Annotated in this window: 16 protein-coding genes; all 16 read left to right on the top strand. The window is 59.5% G+C overall.

Features of this window, described 5'->3' with window-relative positions; genetic code table 11:
• Positions 1 to 184 precede the first annotated feature (184 nt).
• The 16 genes from IEV40_RS05575 to hisB all read left to right on the top strand — a co-directional run bounded on the left by IEV40_RS05575 (position 185) and on the right by hisB (position 17,865).
• Positions 185 to 4,873 (top strand): glutamate synthase-related protein, encoded by a 4,689-nt coding sequence (locus IEV40_RS05575; protein ID WP_188419924.1) that lies wholly within the window; start codon positions 185 to 187, stop codon positions 4,871 to 4,873.
• Between the two features lie 76 nt (positions 4,874 to 4,949).
• A complete protein-coding gene (locus IEV40_RS05570) occupies positions 4,950 to 6,413 on the top strand; it encodes a glutamate synthase subunit beta (RefSeq protein WP_188419923.1) in 1,464 nt (487 codons plus the stop codon).
• A 312-nt stretch (positions 6,414 to 6,725) separates the two neighbouring features.
• The gene (locus IEV40_RS05565; protein WP_188419922.1) at positions 6,726 to 7,526 is read left to right on the top strand and encodes an ABC transporter ATP-binding protein; all 801 of its coding nucleotides are present in this window, start codon (positions 6,726 to 6,728) and stop codon (positions 7,524 to 7,526) included.
• Positions 7,523 to 8,305: a lipid asymmetry maintenance ABC transporter permease subunit MlaE gene (gene mlaE / locus IEV40_RS05560; protein ID WP_188419921.1), complete on the top strand. Its 783-nt coding sequence runs from the start codon at positions 7,523 to 7,525 to the stop codon at positions 8,303 to 8,305. The genes IEV40_RS05565 and mlaE overlap by 4 nt, the downstream gene beginning before the upstream one ends.
• A gap of 137 nt (positions 8,306 to 8,442) precedes the next feature.
• A complete protein-coding gene (gene mlaD / locus IEV40_RS05555; protein ID WP_188420030.1) occupies positions 8,443 to 8,916 on the top strand; it encodes an outer membrane lipid asymmetry maintenance protein MlaD in 474 nt (157 codons plus the stop codon).
• The gene (locus IEV40_RS05550) at positions 8,913 to 9,650 is read left to right on the top strand and encodes an MlaA family lipoprotein (RefSeq protein ID WP_188419920.1); all 738 of its coding nucleotides are present in this window, start codon (positions 8,913 to 8,915) and stop codon (positions 9,648 to 9,650) included. The genes mlaD and IEV40_RS05550 overlap by 4 nt, the downstream gene beginning before the upstream one ends.
• A gap of 210 nt (positions 9,651 to 9,860) precedes the next feature.
• On the top strand, positions 9,861 to 10,511 hold the full coding sequence (locus IEV40_RS05545) for an MlaC/ttg2D family ABC transporter substrate-binding protein (RefSeq protein WP_188419919.1): 651 nt from the start codon (positions 9,861 to 9,863) through the stop codon (positions 10,509 to 10,511).
• 32 nt (positions 10,512 to 10,543) lie between these two features.
• On the top strand, positions 10,544 to 10,831 hold the full coding sequence (locus IEV40_RS05540; RefSeq protein ID WP_188419918.1) for an STAS domain-containing protein: 288 nt from the start codon (positions 10,544 to 10,546) through the stop codon (positions 10,829 to 10,831).
• Positions 10,832 to 10,950: 119 nt separating this feature from the next.
• The gene (locus IEV40_RS05535) at positions 10,951 to 11,862 is read left to right on the top strand and encodes an ABC transporter ATP-binding protein (RefSeq protein WP_188419917.1); all 912 of its coding nucleotides are present in this window, start codon (positions 10,951 to 10,953) and stop codon (positions 11,860 to 11,862) included.
• Positions 11,859 to 12,614 (top strand): ABC transporter permease, encoded by a 756-nt coding sequence (locus IEV40_RS05530; protein ID WP_188419916.1) that lies wholly within the window; start codon positions 11,859 to 11,861, stop codon positions 12,612 to 12,614. Before IEV40_RS05535 ends, IEV40_RS05530 begins: the two co-directional genes overlap by 4 nt.
• A gap of 36 nt (positions 12,615 to 12,650) precedes the next feature.
• Positions 12,651 to 12,887, top strand: a complete 237-nt coding sequence (locus IEV40_RS05525; RefSeq protein ID WP_188419915.1) for a BolA family protein — start codon at positions 12,651 to 12,653, stop codon at positions 12,885 to 12,887.
• Positions 12,888 to 13,004: 117 nt separating this feature from the next.
• Positions 13,005 to 14,255: a UDP-N-acetylglucosamine 1-carboxyvinyltransferase gene (gene murA / locus IEV40_RS05520; RefSeq protein ID WP_188419914.1), complete on the top strand. Its 1,251-nt coding sequence runs from the start codon at positions 13,005 to 13,007 to the stop codon at positions 14,253 to 14,255.
• Positions 14,255 to 14,908, top strand: coding sequence for an ATP phosphoribosyltransferase (gene hisG, locus IEV40_RS05515; protein ID WP_188420029.1), 654 nt, complete (start codon positions 14,255 to 14,257; stop codon positions 14,906 to 14,908). Before murA ends, hisG begins: the two co-directional genes overlap by 1 nt.
• A gap of 48 nt (positions 14,909 to 14,956) precedes the next feature.
• Entirely contained in the window at positions 14,957 to 16,294 is a 1,338-nt protein-coding gene (gene hisD, locus IEV40_RS05510) for a histidinol dehydrogenase (RefSeq protein WP_188419913.1), read from the top strand.
• A 16-nt stretch (positions 16,295 to 16,310) separates the two neighbouring features.
• Positions 16,311 to 17,126: a DNA-methyltransferase gene (locus IEV40_RS05505; protein WP_188419912.1), complete on the top strand. Its 816-nt coding sequence runs from the start codon at positions 16,311 to 16,313 to the stop codon at positions 17,124 to 17,126.
• Positions 17,127 to 17,268: 142 nt separating this feature from the next.
• Complete coding sequence (gene hisB, locus IEV40_RS05500; protein ID WP_188419911.1) at positions 17,269 to 17,865, top strand: imidazoleglycerol-phosphate dehydratase HisB; 597 nt, start codon at positions 17,269 to 17,271, stop codon at positions 17,863 to 17,865.
• Positions 17,866 to 17,913: the final 48 nt, after the last annotated feature.

The following is a 17,913-nucleotide window of genomic DNA, read 5'->3' as shown; positions in this document are numbered from 1 at the left end:
AAGCGAAAAGTTAAAACTCCTTTTTATTCATATAGTTATATGGAGTTTTGACAAATTTTGCACGAATCCCGGCCGAACCTCAAATACTGCTTTATTAAATTTACTCTGACCCCTTTTATTCGGGTTGAATTTGCTATTGCGCTGCACTATCCTTCAGGCTCGTTGAAAAGCAGTGGAGAAGGCAATGCAAGCGCAAGGTTTGTACGATCCGGCTAATGAACATGACGCTTGCGGCGTCGGTTTCGTTGCTCATATTAAAGGGCAGAAAAGCCATTCCATCGTTGAGCAGGGTCTGCAGATCCTGAAGAACATCGACCATCGCGGCGCCGTCGGCGCTGACAAGCTGATGGGCGACGGTGCCGGTATTCTGATTCAGATCCCGGACCAGTTTTATCGCGAGGAAATGGCGAAGCAGGGTGTGACCTTGCCGCCACCTGGCGAATACGGCGTCGGCATGATCTTCCTGCCGAAGGAAAACGCATCCCGCATCGCCTGTGAACAGGAAATCGAGCGCACCGTGCTGGCCGAAGGTCAGGTCGTGCTCGGCTGGCGCGACGTTGCCGTGGACAAGGAAATGCCGATGTCGCCGACCGTGCGCGACAAGGAACCGGTGATCCGCCAGATTTTCATCGGTCGTGGCCAGGACATCATGGTCACCGATGCGCTGGAGCGTAAACTGTACGTGATCCGCAAGGCATCCGGCCACGCGATCCAGGCGCTGAACCTGTTGCATGGCAAGGAATTCTTCGTGCCGTCGATGTCGGCGCGTACTGTCGTCTACAAGGGCCTGCTGCTGGCGGACCAGGTCGGCGAATACTATAAAGATCTGCAGGATCCGCGCTGCGTCTCCGCGCTGGCGCTGGTGCACCAACGCTTCTCGACCAATACCTTCCCGGAATGGCCGCTGGCACACCCGTACCGCCTGCTGGCGCACAACGGCGAGATCAACACCGTCAAGGGCAACTTCAACTGGATGCGCGCACGCGAAGGCATCATGAAGTCGGCCGTGCTGGGCGAAGACCTGCAGAAACTGTTCCCGCTGATCTACGAAGGCCAGTCGGATACCGCCTGCTTCGACAATGCGCTGGAACTGCTGGTGATGGCCGGCTATCCGATTCCGCAAGCGATGATGATGATGATTCCGGAGGCGTGGGAAAACCACACGCTGATGGACGACAACCGCCGCGCTTTCTACGAATACCACGCTGCGATGATGGAGCCGTGGGACGGTCCTGCCGCGATGGCCTTCACCGACGGCCGTCACATCGGCGGTACGCTGGATCGTAACGGCCTGCGTCCCGCACGCTATATCGTCACCGACGACGATCTGGTCGTGATGGCATCCGAATCCGGCGTGCTGCCGATTCCGGAATCCAAGATCATCAAGAAATGGCGCCTGCAGCCGGGCAAGATGTTCCTGATCGATCTGGAAGCCGGCCGCATCATCGACGACAAGGAACTGAAAGACACCTACGCCAACGCCAAGCCGTACAAGCAATGGATTCAATCGGTCCGCATCAAGCTGGACGAACTGAAAGCCGAACCGGTCGAGAAGAAATCGACGACGACGCCATTGCTCGATCTGCAGCAGGCATTCGGCTATACGCAGGAAGACCTGAAATTCCTGATGTCGCCGATGGCGGTGGCTGCGGAAGAGGCAACCGGTTCGATGGGCAACGACTCGCCGCTGGCAGTCATGTCCAACAAGAACAAGACGCTGTACAACTACTTCAAGCAGTTGTTCGCGCAAGTGACGAACCCGCCGATCGATCCGATCCGCGAAGCGATCGTGATGTCGCTGGTGTCGTTCATCGGCCCGAAGCCGAACCTGCTCGATACCAACAACATCAATCCGCCGATGCGCCTCGAAGTGGCGCAGCCGGTGCTCGATTACGCCGACATGGCGAAGCTGCGCAATATCGGTGCGCATACCGGCGGCAAGTTCAAATCGTATGAATTGAACATCTGCTATCCGACCGCATGGGGCAAGGAAGGCATCGAGGCGCGCCTGGCATCGCTGTGTGCGAAAGCCGTCGATGCAGTCAATTCCGGCCACAACATTCTGATCGTTTCCGACCGTCAAGTCGGTGCGGATCAGGTCGCGATTCCGGCATTGCTGGCAACCTCGGCAATCCACCTGCACCTGGTCAGCAAGGGCCTGCGTACGTCGACCGGTCTGGTTGTCGAAACCGGTTCCGCACGCGAAACGCATCACTTCGCATTGCTGGCTGGTTACGGTGCCGAAGCAATCCATCCTTACCTCGCAATGGATACGCTGGCCGACCTGGCGAAGGATCTGCCGGGCGAACTGTCGCCTGAAAAGACCATCGCCAACTTCCAGAAGGCGGTCGGCAAGGGCCTGATGAAGGTCATGTCGAAGATGGGTATTTCGACCTACATGTCGTATTGCGGCGCGCAGATCTTCGAAGCGATCGGCCTGAACAAGTCGCTGGTCGAGAAATACTTCAAGGGCACGTCGTCCAACGTCGAAGGTATCGGCGTGTTCGAGGTTGCCGAAGAAGCGTTGCGTCTGCATCAGCTCGCATTCAGCAACGATCCGGTGCTAGCCAACGCGCTGGATGCTGGCGGCGAATACGCCTACCGCGTGCGCGGCGAAGAGCACATGTGGACGCCGGATGCGATCGCGAAGCTGCAGCACTCGTCGCGCTCGAACAACTACAACACCTACAAGGAATACGCGCAGATCATCAACGATCAGTCCAAGCGTCACATGACGCTGCGCGGCCTGTTCGAGTTCAAGGTCGATCCATCGGCTGCGATTCCGCTGGATGAAGTCGAATCGGCCAAGGAAATCGTCAAGCGCTTTGCGACTGGCGCGATGTCGCTCGGCTCGATCTCGACCGAAGCGCACGCCACGCTGGCGATCGCGATGAACCGCATCGGCGGCAAGTCGAATACCGGTGAAGGCGGCGAAGATACGCGCCGTTATCGTTCTGAACTGCGCGGCATTCCGATCAAGGACGCCACTACGCTGGCTGCCGTCATCGGCAAGGATGTGGTCGAAGTCGATCTGCCGCTGCAGGCAGGCGATTCACTGCGTTCGAAGATCAAGCAGGTGGCGTCGGGCCGTTTCGGCGTGACGACGGAATACCTGACCTCTGCCGAACAGATCCAGATCAAGATGGCGCAAGGCGCCAAGCCGGGCGAAGGCGGCCAGCTGCCGGGTCACAAGGTGTCCGATTACATCGCGCACCTGCGTTTCTCGGTGCCGGGCGTTGGCCTGATTTCGCCGCCGCCGCACCACGACATCTATTCGATCGAAGATCTGGCGCAGCTGATCCACGATCTGAAGAACGTCAATCCGACTGCGTCGATCTCGGTCAAGCTGGTGTCGGAAGTCGGTGTCGGTACCGTTGCAACGGGCGTTGCCAAGGCGAAGGCCGATCACGTCGTGATCGCCGGCCATGACGGCGGCACCGGCGCATCGCCGCTGTCGTCGGTCAAGCATGCCGGCTCGCCGTGGGAACTTGGTCTGGCGGAAACGCAGCAGACACTGATTCTGAACGGCCTGCGTACGCGTATCCGCGTGCAGGCTGACGGCCAGATGAAAACCGGCCGCGACGTCGTCATCGCCGGTCTGTTGGGCGCAGATGAAATGGGCTTCTCGACCGCTCCGCTGGTCGCCGAAGGCTGCATCATGATGCGCAAATGCCATCTGAACACCTGCCCGGTCGGCGTTGCCACGCAGGACCCGGTGCTGCGCGCGAAGTTTGCCGGCAAGCCGGAACATGTCGTGAACTACTTCTTCTTCGTTGCTGAAGAAGCACGTCAGATCATGGCGCAGCTGGGTATCCGCAAGTTCGACGACCTGATCGGCCGTTCCGATCTGCTGGACAAGGCCAGGGCGATCACGCACTGGAAGGCAAAAGGCCTGGACTTCAGCCGCATGTTCTATCAGCCGCCGGTCGTCGAAGGCGAAGCGCGCTTCCACACCGAAGAACAGGATCACAACCTGATCAAGGCGCTGGATCACAAGCTGATCGCACAGGCGAAGGCCGCCATCGACAACGGTGAAAAAGTCTCGTTCATCTCGCCGGTCATCAACGTCAACCGTACGGTCGGCGCGATGCTGTCGGGCGTGGTGGCGAAGAAGTACGGTCACGAAGGTCTGCCTGACGACACCATCCACATTCAGCTGCAAGGCACCGCAGGCCAGTCGGCCGGTGCGTTCCTCGCACACGGCATCACGCTGGATCTGGTCGGCGAAGGCAACGACTACGTCGGCAAGGGCTTGTCGGGCGGCCGCATCATCGTGCGTCCGAACACCGAGTTCCGCGGTCGTGCCGTGGAAAACATCATCATCGGCAACACCGTGCTGTTCGGTGCCGTTGCCGGCGAAGCGTTCTTCAACGGCGTCGCAGGCGAACGTTTCGCGGTGCGTAACTCCGGCGCGATCGCCGTCGTCGAAGGTACCGGCGACCATGGTTGCGAATACATGACCGGCGGCACTGTCGTTGTGCTCGGCGAAACCGGTCGCAACTTCGCGGCGGGTATGTCGGGCGGTATCGCCTACGTCTACGATCCGGCCGGCGAGTTCGCTGCCAAGTGCAACATGGCGATGGTGGCACTGGAATCGCTGCAGTCGCACGACGAGCAATCGCAGGGCGAGCGCGCAATCTGGCACAGCACCAAGCGTGGCGGTGAAGCGCAGACCGACGAAGCGATCCTGAAGTCGCTGATCGAACGCCACTTCAAGTACACCGGCAGCTCGCGCGCACGTGCCCTGCTGGATGAATGGAGCGTCGCACGAACCAAGTTCGTCAAGGTGTTCCCGTCCGAGTACAAGCGTGCGCTGGTCGAAATGCATGCACGCAAGGTCGACGAAGCGGCAAACACCACAGTGACCGCATAAGCTCCGCAACTCCACAATGATGTGATCGGGCCGGTTTCGGCCGGCCCGAAAAGAATGGTTTTAGAAGGCGAAAAACATGGGAAAGATTACCGGCTTCATGGAATACGAGCGCTTGCAGGAAGCAAGCGAAGAGCCGCAAAAACGATTGAAGCATTACAAGGAATTCACGCTGCATCTGAACGATGCAGACGCGAAGATTCAGGGTGCGCGCTGCATGGACTGCGGCATTCCGTTCTGCAATAACGGCTGTCCGGTCAACAACATCATCCCCGACTGGAACGATCTCGTATTCCACGGCGATTATCAGACGGCACTCGATACGCTGCACTCGACGAACAACTTCCCGGAATTCACCGGTCGCATTTGCCCGGCGCCGTGCGAGGCTGCCTGCACGCTGGGCATCAATGAAGATCCGGTCGGCATCAAGTCGATCGAGCACTTCATCATCGACAAGGGCTGGGAAAACGGCTGGGTCAAGCCGCAACCGGCCGTCGTCAAGACTGGCAAGAAGGTTGCCGTGGTCGGTTCGGGTCCTGCGGGTATGGCGGCAGCACAACAGCTGGCGCGCGTCGGTCACGATGTGACGGTGTTCGAAAAGAACGATCGCGTCGGTGGCCTGCTGCGTTACGGTATCCCCGACTTCAAGATGGAGAAGTCGCACATCGATCTGCGCGTCAAGCAGATGGAAGCCGAAGGCGTGACTTTCCGCACCGGCGTATTCATCGGCAAGGATTTCCCGGCCGACATCATCAACTGGGCGAAGGAAACGATTTCGGCTGACCAGTTGAACAAGGATTTCGACGCCGTGATTCTCACCGGCGGCGCAGAACAGCCGCGCGATCTGCCGGTCCCGGGCCGCGAACTGAAGGGCGTGCATTACGCAATGGAATTCCTGCCGGTGCAGAACAAGGTCAACGCGGGTGACAAGGTCAAGGACCAGATCATGGCGACCGGCAAGCACGTGATCGTGATCGGCGGCGGCGATACCGGCTCCGACTGCGTCGGCACGTCGAATCGTCACGGCGCGGAATCGGTCATTCAGTTCGAACTGCTGCCGCAACCGCCGGAAGAAGAAAACAAGCCGCTGGTCTGGCCGTACTGGCCGACCAAGCTGCGCACCTCGTCGTCGCATGAAGAAGGTTGCGAGCGCGACTGGGCCGTCGCGACCAAGCGTCTGGAAGGCAAGAACGGCAAGGTCGAGAAACTGATCGCCGCACGCGTCGAATGGAAAGACGGCAAGATGGTAGAAGTGCCGAATTCCGAATTCGAAATGAAGGCCGATCTGGTGTTGCTGGCGATGGGCTTCGTGTCGCCGGTACAGAGCGTGCTGGATGCATTCGGCATCGAGAAGGACGGTCGCGGCAATGCGAAAGCGACGACGGATGGCGAAGGCTGCTATCGCACTTCCGTCGACAAGGTATTCGCCGCCGGCGACATGCGTCGCGGTCAGTCGCTGGTCGTCTGGGCGATCCGCGAAGGACGCCAATGCGCACGCGAGGTTGATGCCTTCCTGATGGGCGATTCCGTACTGCCACGGTAATGGATCGCGCTGCCTTGGCTTGCAAGCCAAGGCAGTGCTCGCCGGATTCAACAGGAGAAGGCTGTTGAATTCTTCCGGCTCTCGTCCGCGAAGGACGCCAGTGCGCACGTGAAGTCGATGCGATCCTGATGGGCGAATTGGTATTGCCGCGTCGATTATTCAATATCGCCAGACAAAAGCCCGACAATTGAAAGAATGTCGGGCTTTTTTACAACGGTCTGATGGGAATTCACGGTGGCTGCGGCGGGATGTGCGGGAGCGATTTTGTAATCTGCACTACAATTACAGGCTTGCCAATCTTTCCTAGATGTTGTGTCCAATCTCGTAGAAATCCGCAATCTACATTTCGGTTATGGCGAACGCCCGATCTTGTCGGCGCTCGACATGGACTTCCCGCGTGGCAAGGTCGTGGCTGTCATGGGCGGCTCCGGCTCCGGCAAGACGACCATCCTGCGCCTGATCGGCGGGCAATTGACGCCCCAGTCCGGCAGCATCACGATAGCCGGCCGCCCGGTCGATGCTTCGGATACGAAGGCAATCTACGCATTGCGCCGCAAGATGGGCATGCTGTTCCAGCATGGTGCGCTGTTTACCGACATGTCGGTATTCGACAATGTCGCTTTCCCGCTGCATGAGCATACCGATTTGCCGGAAGACATGATCCGCGATCTGGTGCTGATGAAATTGCAGACGGTCGGCCTGCGCAATGCGGCGCAACTCCGTCCGTCCGAGATTTCCGGCGGCATGGCGCGCCGTGTCGCGCTGGCGCGCGCGATTGCGCTCGATCCCGAACTCATCATGTATGACGAACCGTTCGCCGGCCTCGATCCGATTTCGATGGGCATGACGGCCAACCTGATCCGCAAGCTGAACGATGCGCTGGGTTCGACGTCGATCCTGGTTTCGCACGACGTGCACGAATCGTTTGCAATCGCCGATCACGTCTATTTTCTGTCGAAGGGCGCGATCGTCGCGCAGGGGACACCGGCCGAGATGATGGCGTCTGACGATCCTTATGTAAAACAGTTCGTCAATGCCGAACCGGATGGCCCGGTACCTTTCCATTACCCCGGCGCTTCGCTGGCGGAAGACTTCGGATTGGAGGCGCGATGATTGCAGCCTTCCTGTCATTGATCGGTCGTACCGTGCGCGAGACGGTCGAAAGCGTCGGTTTCGGCACGCGCACCTTCTTCGGCGTCATTGGTGCGTCGGGCAGTTTGCTGCGCCGGCCGCGGCTGGTGACCAGTCAGATACATTTCATCGGCAACTATTCGCTGGTGCTGATCGCGGTGTCCGGTCTGTTCGTCGGTTTTGTGCTGGGCCTGCAAGGCTATTACACATTGAACAAGTACGGCTCCGAGCAGGCGCTGGGACTGCTGGTGGCCTTGTCGCTGACGCGCGAGCTGGGGCCGGTCGTGACTGCGTTGCTGTTCGCCGGACGCGCCGGCACGTCGCTGACGGCGGAGATCGGCCTGATGAAGGCGGGCGAGCAGTTGTCGGCGATGGAAATGATGGCGGTCAATCCGTTGCAGCGCGTGCTGGCGCCGCGTTTCTGGGCTGGCGTGATCGCGATGCCGATCCTGGCGGCGATTTTCAGCGCGGTCGGTGTGCTGGGTGGTTATATCGTCGGTGTGCAGCTGATCGGTGTTGACGAAGGTGCGTTTTGGTCGCAGATGCAGGCGGGCGTCGATCTGTGGAATGACATCGCGAATGGCGTCATCAAGAGCATCGTGTTCGGTTTCGCCGTCACCTTCGTCGCGTTGTACCAGGGTTACGAAGCGCAACCGACGCCGGAAGGCGTGGCACGCGCGACCACGCGCACGGTCGTGATCGCATCGCTGGCGGTGCTGGGACTGGATTTCCTGCTGACGGCATTGATGTTCAGCAATTAATACGGAAGAAAGAGGCGGAAGAAAGTCGAAAAACGGCGGATAGGCTTTTCGATTAAAATGTGCGCCCCTCGAAGGCGTTCTGCGGTCGGGGTGCCACCTGCCATGCGATGCTTCCCCCATATTTGAGGTATCTGTTTATGCAACGAAAATCATTAGACTTGTGGGTTGGCCTGTTTGTGTTGCTGGGTGCTGCGGCGCTGCTGTTTCTGGCGCTGAAGGCGGGCAACATGAGTTCGCTGTCGTTTGCGCAGACCTATCCGGTCGTTACGCGTTTCGACAACATCGGAGGCCTGAAGCCGCGTGCGCCGGTGAAGAGTGCCGGCGTGGTGGTCGGACGCGTGGGCAGCATCTCGTTCGACGACAAGACGTTTCAGGCGACGGTGATGCTGGACATCGAAGACCAATACAAATTTCCGAAGGATACGTCGGCAAAGATTCTGACGTCGGGACTTTTGGGTGAGCAATATATTGGACTTGAAGCCGGTGGCGATATAGCAAATCTTGCCGCAGGTGACAGAATTACCATGACACAATCGGCGATGGTGCTGGAGAACCTGATCAGTCAGTTCCTCTTCAGCAAGGCGACCGAAGGGAAGGAAGACCAAAAATGAAAAACGTAGCAAAAACCGTCTTGTTCGCGTCTGCGCTGCTGCTCGGCGGTTGTGCCAGCACGAATCCGCAGGCCGACGGCGAAGGCAATAACGATCCGCTCGAAGGCTACAACCGCGCGATGTTTTCGTTCAACGATGGCGTCGACCGCGCCGTGCTGAAGCCGGTTGCCACCGCGTATCAGGATGTGACGCCGTCATTCGTGCAGACCGGCGTCAGCAATTTCTTCGGCAACATCGGCGACGTCTGGACGATGATCAACAATTTCCTGCAAGGGAAGGTCGAGAATGGCCTGAACGATTTCATGCGTGTAGCCGTCAACACGACCTTCGGTTTCGGCGGCGTGCTGGATATCGCGTCGGAAGCCGGCATCCAGAAGCACAAGGAAGATTTCGGCCAGACGCTGGGCAAGTGGGGCATGGCTTCCGGTCCGTACGTGGTCCTGCCGCTGCTCGGTCCATCGACGTTGCGTGACACGGCAGCGTTGCCGGCCGATATCTACGGCGATCCGTGGGTCTATGTGGATCCTGTCAGCGTGCGCAACACCGGTTACGTGATTCGTGCCGTCGACCAGCGTTCGCAAGCGCTCAATGCGACCAACCTGCTGGAAGACGTGGCGCTGGATCGCTACACCTTCGTGCGTGATGCCTACCTGCAGCGCCGCGAAAGCCTGGTGCATGACGGTGCGCTGCCGCAAGATACGAAGCCGGCCGGCGACGCCGCGATTCAACCCTGATATCCCTGCGGATCGACGTGTCCGTGCCATAACGTGGCGCGCCGCGTTGAACCAGGATTGTCCGCCGCGGTCGAAGTGCAGGAACAGCGTGACTTGAGATCGCTTGCCGGCACTGCTTGAAAATCGTGACACCTGCGCGCATCCGGCATCTGCTGAAAGCGCGAACGTCGCGCCCCCGAACATACGTAATCATCCATGGATCGGAGAATCATGAATTCGTTGAAAAAACTGTTGCTCACTTTTGCCTTCCTATCGTTCGGCGGCTCCGCCTTCGCGCAGGAAGCGCCGGATGTATTGGTCAAGCGCATCAGCGAGGACGTCATGGCGACGGCCAAGTCCGACAAGCAGATCCAGAGCGGCAACGCGCAACGCATCCAGCAGGTCGTCAACGAAAAGATCCTGCCGCACGTCGATTTTCAGCGCATGACCGCTCTGGCGACTGGCCGTTACTGGCGCAGTGCGACGCCGGAACAGCAGGCGAAACTGACCAGCGAATTCCGCGATCTGCTGATGTACACATACTCGGGCGCGATTTCGCAGATCCGCGACCAGAAACTGGAATACAAGCCGCTGCGCGCCGATCCGGCCGACACCGAAGTGATCGTCAATACGCAAGTCGTGCAGAAGAGCGCCGAGCCGATCCAGCTCAGCTATCGTCTGGAAAAAACGCCGACTGGCTGGAAAATCTATGATGTGAACATTCTCGGTGCATGGCTGATCCAGAGCTACAAAGGCAGCTTTGCATCCGAAATCGGCAAGAACGGTATCGACGGCCTGATCAAGACGCTGTCCGAACGCAACCAGAAATTGGCCGGCAACATGGCCAAGACCGGTAAGGCATCGGTGCCTGCCGCGCAATAACGCGCGCGTGACGCGATAGAAAGAACGACAACATGTATCAGCCGGGACCATCGCTGACCTTCGATACCGCCAGGCCTGCCATGCAGGCGGGCCTGCAGGCCATCGCCAGCGGTCAGAAGGACATCGATTTTTCCGGTGTGACGGCAGTCGATTCCTCTGCCGTTTCCGTTGCACTGGCCTGGCAGCGCGCTGCCAGGGCGCGCGGTCTGCAGCTGGCATTCCACAATCTGCCGGAAAACTTCCGCAGCCTGATCACGCTGTATGACGTGGCCGAATTGCTCGGCCTCGAGCGACATCACAGCTCTCCGCACCATCATTGATCCGATCCCTGTCGGGCGCTTTGTCTCCCCGTTCTGAAGAACGGCGGGGAAATCCAATATAATCAAGGGTTTCGCTGTTCCACCGGCATTTTGCCCTTGCATAAAGTTCCATTGCCGTCATGGCTGCAATACAGATCAATAACGTTGAAAAAAGCTACCGTGCGCTGAAGGCGCTGGACGGCGTGTCGCTCACCATCGAGGAAGGCGAGTTCTACGGCCTGCTCGGTCCGAACGGTGCCGGCAAGACGACGCTGATTTCCATCATCGCCGGCCTGAATCGTGCCGATGCCGGCAGCGTGCAGGTGCATGGCCACGATGTCGTTACCGACTATCGCCAGGCGCGCATGCGGCTCGGTGTCGTGCCGCAGGAACTGGTATTCGATCCCTTCTTCACGGTGCGCGAGACGCTGCGCCTCCAGTCCGGCTATTTCGGCCTGAAGAACAACGACGCGTGGATCGACGAAGTGATGCACAACCTCGACCTGACGAACAAGGCCGACGCCAACATGCGTGCGCTGTCGGGCGGCATGAAGCGTCGCGTACTGGTGGCACAGGCGCTGGTGCACAAGCCGCCGGTCATCGTGCTGGACGAACCGACTGCCGGCGTCGATGTGGAACTGCGGCAGACCTTGTGGAAATTCATCTCGCGCCTTAATCGCGAAGGACATACGATCGTGCTGACCACGCACTATCTGGAAGAAGCGCAAGCGCTGTGCAATCGCGTCGCGATGCTGAAGGGCGGGCGTGTTGTCGCGCTGGACGAGACGGCGGCGCTGATACGTCGCATCTCCGGCTCGCAACTCGTCGTCAAGCTGGCATCGGGCGCGCTGCCGGACGAACTGAAACCGCTGGTATCGCATCCGGAAGAATTGATCGGCGGTGACAAGTACACGCTGCGCGTCAACGAATACACGGATGTCGAACCGATTCTGGCGAAGCTGCGCCAGAGCGGTGCCGTCATTGAGGACATGCAGCTGCAGCAGGCTGATCTGGAGGACGTCTTCATCCAGATCATGGAGGGCGAGAAATGATCGGCTTCCAGACATTGTTCTACAAGGAGATGCTGCGCTTCTGGAAAGTGGCGATGCAGACCGTCGGTGCACCGATCCTGACTGCCGTGCTGTACCTGCTGGTTTTCGGCCATGTGCTGGAGAACCATGTGGAAGTGTATGCAGGCGTCAAGTACACGGCCTTTCTCGTTCCCGGCCTGGTGATGATGAGCGTGCTGCAGAATGCGTTTGCCAATTCCTCATCCTCGCTGATCCAGTCGAAGATCACCGGCAATCTGGTGTTCGTGCTGTTGCCGCCGCTGTCGCACTGGGAACTGTTCGGCGCGTATGTGCTGGCGGCCGTCGTGCGCGGTCTGGTGGTGGGTAGCGGCGTCTTCATCGTCACCGCATGGTTTGCCGATATGTCGTTCGTCGCGCCGTGGTGGATCGTGATTTTCGCCGTACTGGGCGCAGCCATTCTCGGCACGATGGGATTGATCGCGGGCATTTGGGCCGACAAGTTCGACCAGCTGGCGGCATTCCAGAATTTCCTGATCATGCCGGCGACTTTCCTGTCGGGCGTATTCTATTCGGTGCATTCGCTGCCGCCGTTCTGGCAGACGGTGTCGCACCTGAATCCGTTCTTTTACATGATCGATGGTTTTCGCTACGGTTTCTTCGGCCAGTCGGACGTCAATCCGCTGTCGAGTTGCGCGGCGGTTGCCTGTTTTCTGGCGCTGCTGGTGGCATTTGCCACATCGTTGCTGAAGAGCGGCTACAAGCTGCGCCACTGATCATTCACCCTTATTCAGAAAGATAAAGGCAACATCATGATGCCCACCCCCGAACTGGTAAAAAGCTACATAGCCGCAGGCCTCGATTGCACGCATCTTGAAGTGAGCGGCGACGGTGCGCATTTCGAAGCAGTGATCGTGTCGAATGCGTTTGCCGGCAAGCGTCTGATTCAGCGTCATCAACTCGTCTATGCGGCGCTCGGCGATCGCATGCGCGAGGAAATCCATGCGCTGTCGATGAAGACGCTGACTCCCGAAGAGTTTCAGCAATAAGATTTCAGCAACAAATTCAGCAAAAGATTCAGCAATAAGCGGCACAAGACGAATTGATACGCGAATCGATAAGCGGATTGCTGCAAGATTAATGGTAACGGACCTGGACCTGCATTAATGGACAAGCTTCTGATTCAAGGCGGACATCGCCTTTCCGGCGAGATCGCCATTTCCGGCGCAAAGAATGCGGCGCTGCCCATTCTGTGCGCAGGGCTGCTGACGTCGGATGCCGTGGCGCTGTCGAATGTGCCGGGCCTGCAGGATGTCGCGACGATGCTGAAGCTGTTGCGCCAGATGGGCTTGCGCATAGCGCAGGACGGCGAGAACGTCACGCTGAACGGCGATGCGATCGACAAGCTTGAGGCGCCGTACGAGATGGTGAAGACGATGCGCGCGTCCATCCTCGTGCTGGGGCCGCTGCTGGCGCGCTTCGGCGAGGCGCGCGTGTCGCTGCCGGGCGGCTGTGCCATCGGCTCGCGTCCGGTCGACCAGCACATCAAGGGATTGCAGGCCATGGGAGCGGAGATCGCGATCGAGGCCGGCTATATCCATGCGAAGGCAAAACGCTTGAAGGGCGCGCGCATCCTGACCGACATGATTACGGTGACTGGTACCGAAAACCTGCTGATGGCAGCCGTGCTGGCTGAAGGCGAGACGGTGCTGGAGAATGCAGCACGTGAGCCGGAAGTGACGGACCTCGCCAATCTACTGGTCAAGATGGGGGCGAAGATCGATGGCATCGGCACCGATCGTTTGGTGATCCAGGGTGTCGACAGCCTACACGGTGCATCGCATGACGTGATTCCCGATCGTATCGAGACGGCGACCTTCCTGTGCGCGGTGGCGGCCGTCGGCGGTGACGTTACCTTGCGTCATGCACGCACCGATACTTTCGATGCGGCGATCGACAAGCTGCGCGAAGCCGGCGCGATCCTGACCACGGGCGACGACTGGATTCGTATCCAGATGTCGTCGCGGCCGAAGGCGGTCAGCTTCCGTACTACCGAATATCCGGGCTTCCCGACCGATATGCAGGCGCAGTTCATGGCGATGAATTGCGTTGCCGAAGGAAGCAGCCGCGTGATCGAAACGATCTTCGAGAACCGTTTCATGCACGTGCAGGAAATGAACCGCCTCGGTGCGGCGATCACGATCGAAGGTCACACGGCGATCATCGACGGCGTCGACAAGCTGGTCGGTGCGCCGGTGATGGCGACCGACCTGCGCGCCTCGGCATCGCTGGTCATCGCCGGCCTGGCGGCTGAAGGCGAAACGCTGGTCGATCGCATTTATCATCTGGATCGCGGTTACGATCGCATGGAAATGAAACTGTCCGCCGTCGGCGCCCACATTCAGCGAGTGAAATGATGAATCAACAATTGACGCTGGCCCTGTCGAAAGGCCGCATCTTCGAGGAAACGCTGCCGCTGCTGGAAGCGGCCGGCATCCGCGTGGCCGAAGACCCGGAAAGCTCGCGCAAGCTGATCCTGCAGACGAACGATGCCAATGTACGCGTCATTATCGTGCGCGCATCCGACGTGCCGACTTACGTGCAATACGGTGCGGCCGATTTCGGCGTGGCCGGCAAGGATGTGTTGCTTGAACATGGCGGCGAGGGCTTGTATCAACCGATCGATCTGAACATCGCGAAATGCCGCATGTCGGTCGCCGTGCGCAACGGTTTCGATTATGCGAGCGCGGTCAGGCAGGGTGCGCGGCTGCGCGTGGTGACCAAGTACGTGCAGACGGCGCGCGAGCACTTTGCCGCCAAGGGCGTGCACGTCGATCTGATCAAACTGTACGGTTCGATGGAGCTCGGTCCGCTGGTTGGCTTGGCCGATGCGATCGTCGATCTGGTCAGCACCGGCAGCACGCTGCGCGCCAACGATCTGGTCGAGGTCGAGCAGATCATGGACATTTCGTCGCGCCTGGTCGTCAATCAGGCGGCACTGAAACTGAAGCGTGAGAAGTTGCAGCCGATACTTGCTGCTTTCGAGCAAGCATCGGTGCAGCGCGCATAAAACGTATATAGCGCACAAAACGATAGAACATCGCACACAGAGAACATCATGGCCATCAACATTCGCAAACTCGATTCCACCGATGCCGACTTCAAGGCGCAACTGGCTGCCGTGCTGGCATTCGAAGCTAGCGAGGACGAAGCGATCGACCGTGCCGTACTACGCATTTTGGAAGACGTGAAGCAGCGCGGCGATGCTGCCGTGCTCGAATACACGAAGCAGTTTGATCACGTAGATGGTGCATCGGTCGCCGCACTGGAAATCGGCCGCGATGAATTGCAGGCGGCGCTCGACAGCCTGCCGCCGGTACGCCGCGCGGCATTACAGACGGCGGCCGATCGCGTGCGCGCCTATCACGAGCGCCAGAAGAACGAGATCGGCTCCAACGGTTTCATCTATACGGAAGCCGACGGCACCGTGCTCGGCCAGAAGGTGACGCCGCTGGATCGTGTCGGCCTCTACGTGCCGGGCGGCAAGGCAGCGTACCCTTCGTCGGTGTTGATGAATGCGATTCCGGCCAAGGTCGCCGGCGTGCCGGAAGTGATCATGGTGGTGCCTACGCCGAACGGCGTGAAGAACGAACTGGTGCTGGCAGCCGCCGCGATGTCCGGCGTCGATCGCGTGTTCACGATTGGTGGCGCGCAGGCGGTCGGTGCGCTGGCCTACGGCACGGCGACGATTCCGCAGGTCGACAAGATCGTCGGCCCGGGTAATGCGTATGTTGCGGCAGCCAAGCGCCGCGTATTCGGCACTGTCGGCATCGACATGATCGCCGGCCCGTCGGAAATCCTCGTCGTCTGCGACGGCACCACTGATCCGGACTGGATCGCGATGGACCTGTTTTCGCAGGCCGAGCACGACGAACTGGCGCAGTCGATCCTGGTCTGCCCCGACGCGGCTTACCTCGACAAGGTTGCGGAAAGCGTCAATCGCCAGCTGGAAGCGATGCCGCGCAAGGACACGATCGCGACGTCGCTGACGAACCGCGGCGCGCTGGTCAAGGTGCGTGACATGAACGAGGCCTGCGAGATCGCCAACCTGATCGCTGCCGAGCATCTGGAAATCTCGGCGGAAAATCCGCAGCAGTGGGCGGACAAAATTCGCCACGCCGGTGCGATGTTCCTTGGCCGCTTCTCGTCCGAATCGCTGGGCGACTACTGCGCCGGTCCTAACCATGTGCTACCGACGTCGCGTACCGCGCGTTTTTCGTCACCGTTAGGCGTTTACGACTTCCAGAAGCGTTCCAGCATCCTGATGGTCAGCGAAGGCGGCGCACAGACGCTGGGCAAGGTCGCTGCCGAGCTGGCCTACGGCGAAGGCCTGCAGGCGCATGCGCGCTCGGCCGAATACCGGTTGAACCCCGGACTGAAACCCGGGCTGAAGTGATGGTGCGAGCGCGGCGATGAGCGACTGGCGCAACCGCGTATTCTGCGAAGATGCGCTGGCCGGCATGGCGCGCATTCCGGATGCGTCCGTCGATCTGATCATCGCCGATCCGCCGTACGGCCTCGGCAAGGATTACGGCAACGATTCCGACAAGCTCGATGCTGATGCCTATCTGCAATGGATGCAGCAGTGGATAGACGCCGCGCTGCCCAAGCTGAAGTCGAATGGCAGCCTCTACATCTTCCTGACCTGGCGCTATTCGCCGGAAATCTTCGTCATGCTGAAAAAACGGATGACGATGATCAATGAAATCGTCTGGGATCGCCGCGTGCCGTCGATGGGCGGCAGCACGCGGCGCTTTTCGTCGGTGCACGACACGATCGGTTTCTTCGCCAACGCGCGCGATTATTACTTCGACCTGGACGCGGTGCGCATTCCATACGACGCGGAAACCAAGAAGGCGCGTTCGCGTTCGATCTTCGTCGGCGCCAAGTGGCTGGAAATCGGCTATAACCCGAAGGATGTCTGGAGCGTGTCGCGCCTGCATCGCGAGCACCGCGAGCGCGCCGACCATCCGACGCAGAAGCCGCTGGAGATCGTCACTCGCATGATCAAGGCTTCGTGCCCGCCGGGCGGCGTCGTGCTCGATCCGTTCATGGGCAGCGGCACGACGGCGGTCGCCGCGCGGGCGTGTGGGCGGGATTTCACCGGCTTCGAGCTGAACCCAGACTATTGCGCACTGATCCGGAGCAGACTGGATGCATTGGATGCCGAAACGGCGGTTTCCGGCATCGAACAGCAAGAAAAGCTGCGTGCATCGTCCGCATCGTGAGCAGGAATGCAAAGTGCTTGCTGAAAATATGGGTAAAATGCCTGTATTGCTGTAATTTGCCTGTTTAGTCGAATTAACACGAACTAACGGGCCTTGATGCGTCGCCAACCGGCCGTATCGTCACTATCGTTGTCACTCGAACATGTCTACGCCACGCACTGCAGAAATCACGCGTAATACCAACGAGACGCAAATCCGCGTTGCGATCAATCTCGACGGCACAGGAAAGCAGAAGCTGAATACCGGCGTGCCTTTCCTCGATCACATGCTGGATCAGATCGCGCGTCATGGCCTGATCGATCTGGATGTCGAAGCGAAGGGCGATCTGCACATCGATGCGCATCACACGGTGGAAGACGTCGGCATCACGCTGGGCCAGGCATTCGCCAAGGCGATGGGCGACAAGAAAGGCATCCGCCGCTACGGCCATGCCTATGTGCCGCTGGACGAGGCGCTGTCGCGCGTCGTCATCGATTTCTCCGGTCGTCCGGGGCTGGAATTCCACGTGCCGTTCACGCGCTCGATGATCGGCGCGTTCGACGTGGATCTCACCAGCGAATTCTTCCACGGCTTCGTCAATCACGCGCTGGTCACGCTGCATATCGACAATCTGCGCGGTGCCAACGCGCACCATCAGTGCGAAACCGTGTTCAAGGCGTTCGGCCGCGCATTGCGCATGGCCATCGAGCTGGACCCACGCGCCGCCGGCACGATTCCGTCGACCAAGGGCAGCCTCTAAACTCCTAGATATCGCGATGCCGCATCAAGCGTTGCTAGCTGAAGTCAG

The sequence above is a fragment of the Oxalicibacterium solurbis genome, from assembly GCF_014635845.1.
Taxonomy (GTDB): domain Bacteria; phylum Pseudomonadota; class Gammaproteobacteria; order Burkholderiales; family Burkholderiaceae_D; genus Oxalicibacterium; species Oxalicibacterium solurbis.
The sequence above is the reverse complement of the archived record's forward strand: the minus strand, read 5'-3'. Positions and strand labels throughout refer to the sequence as shown.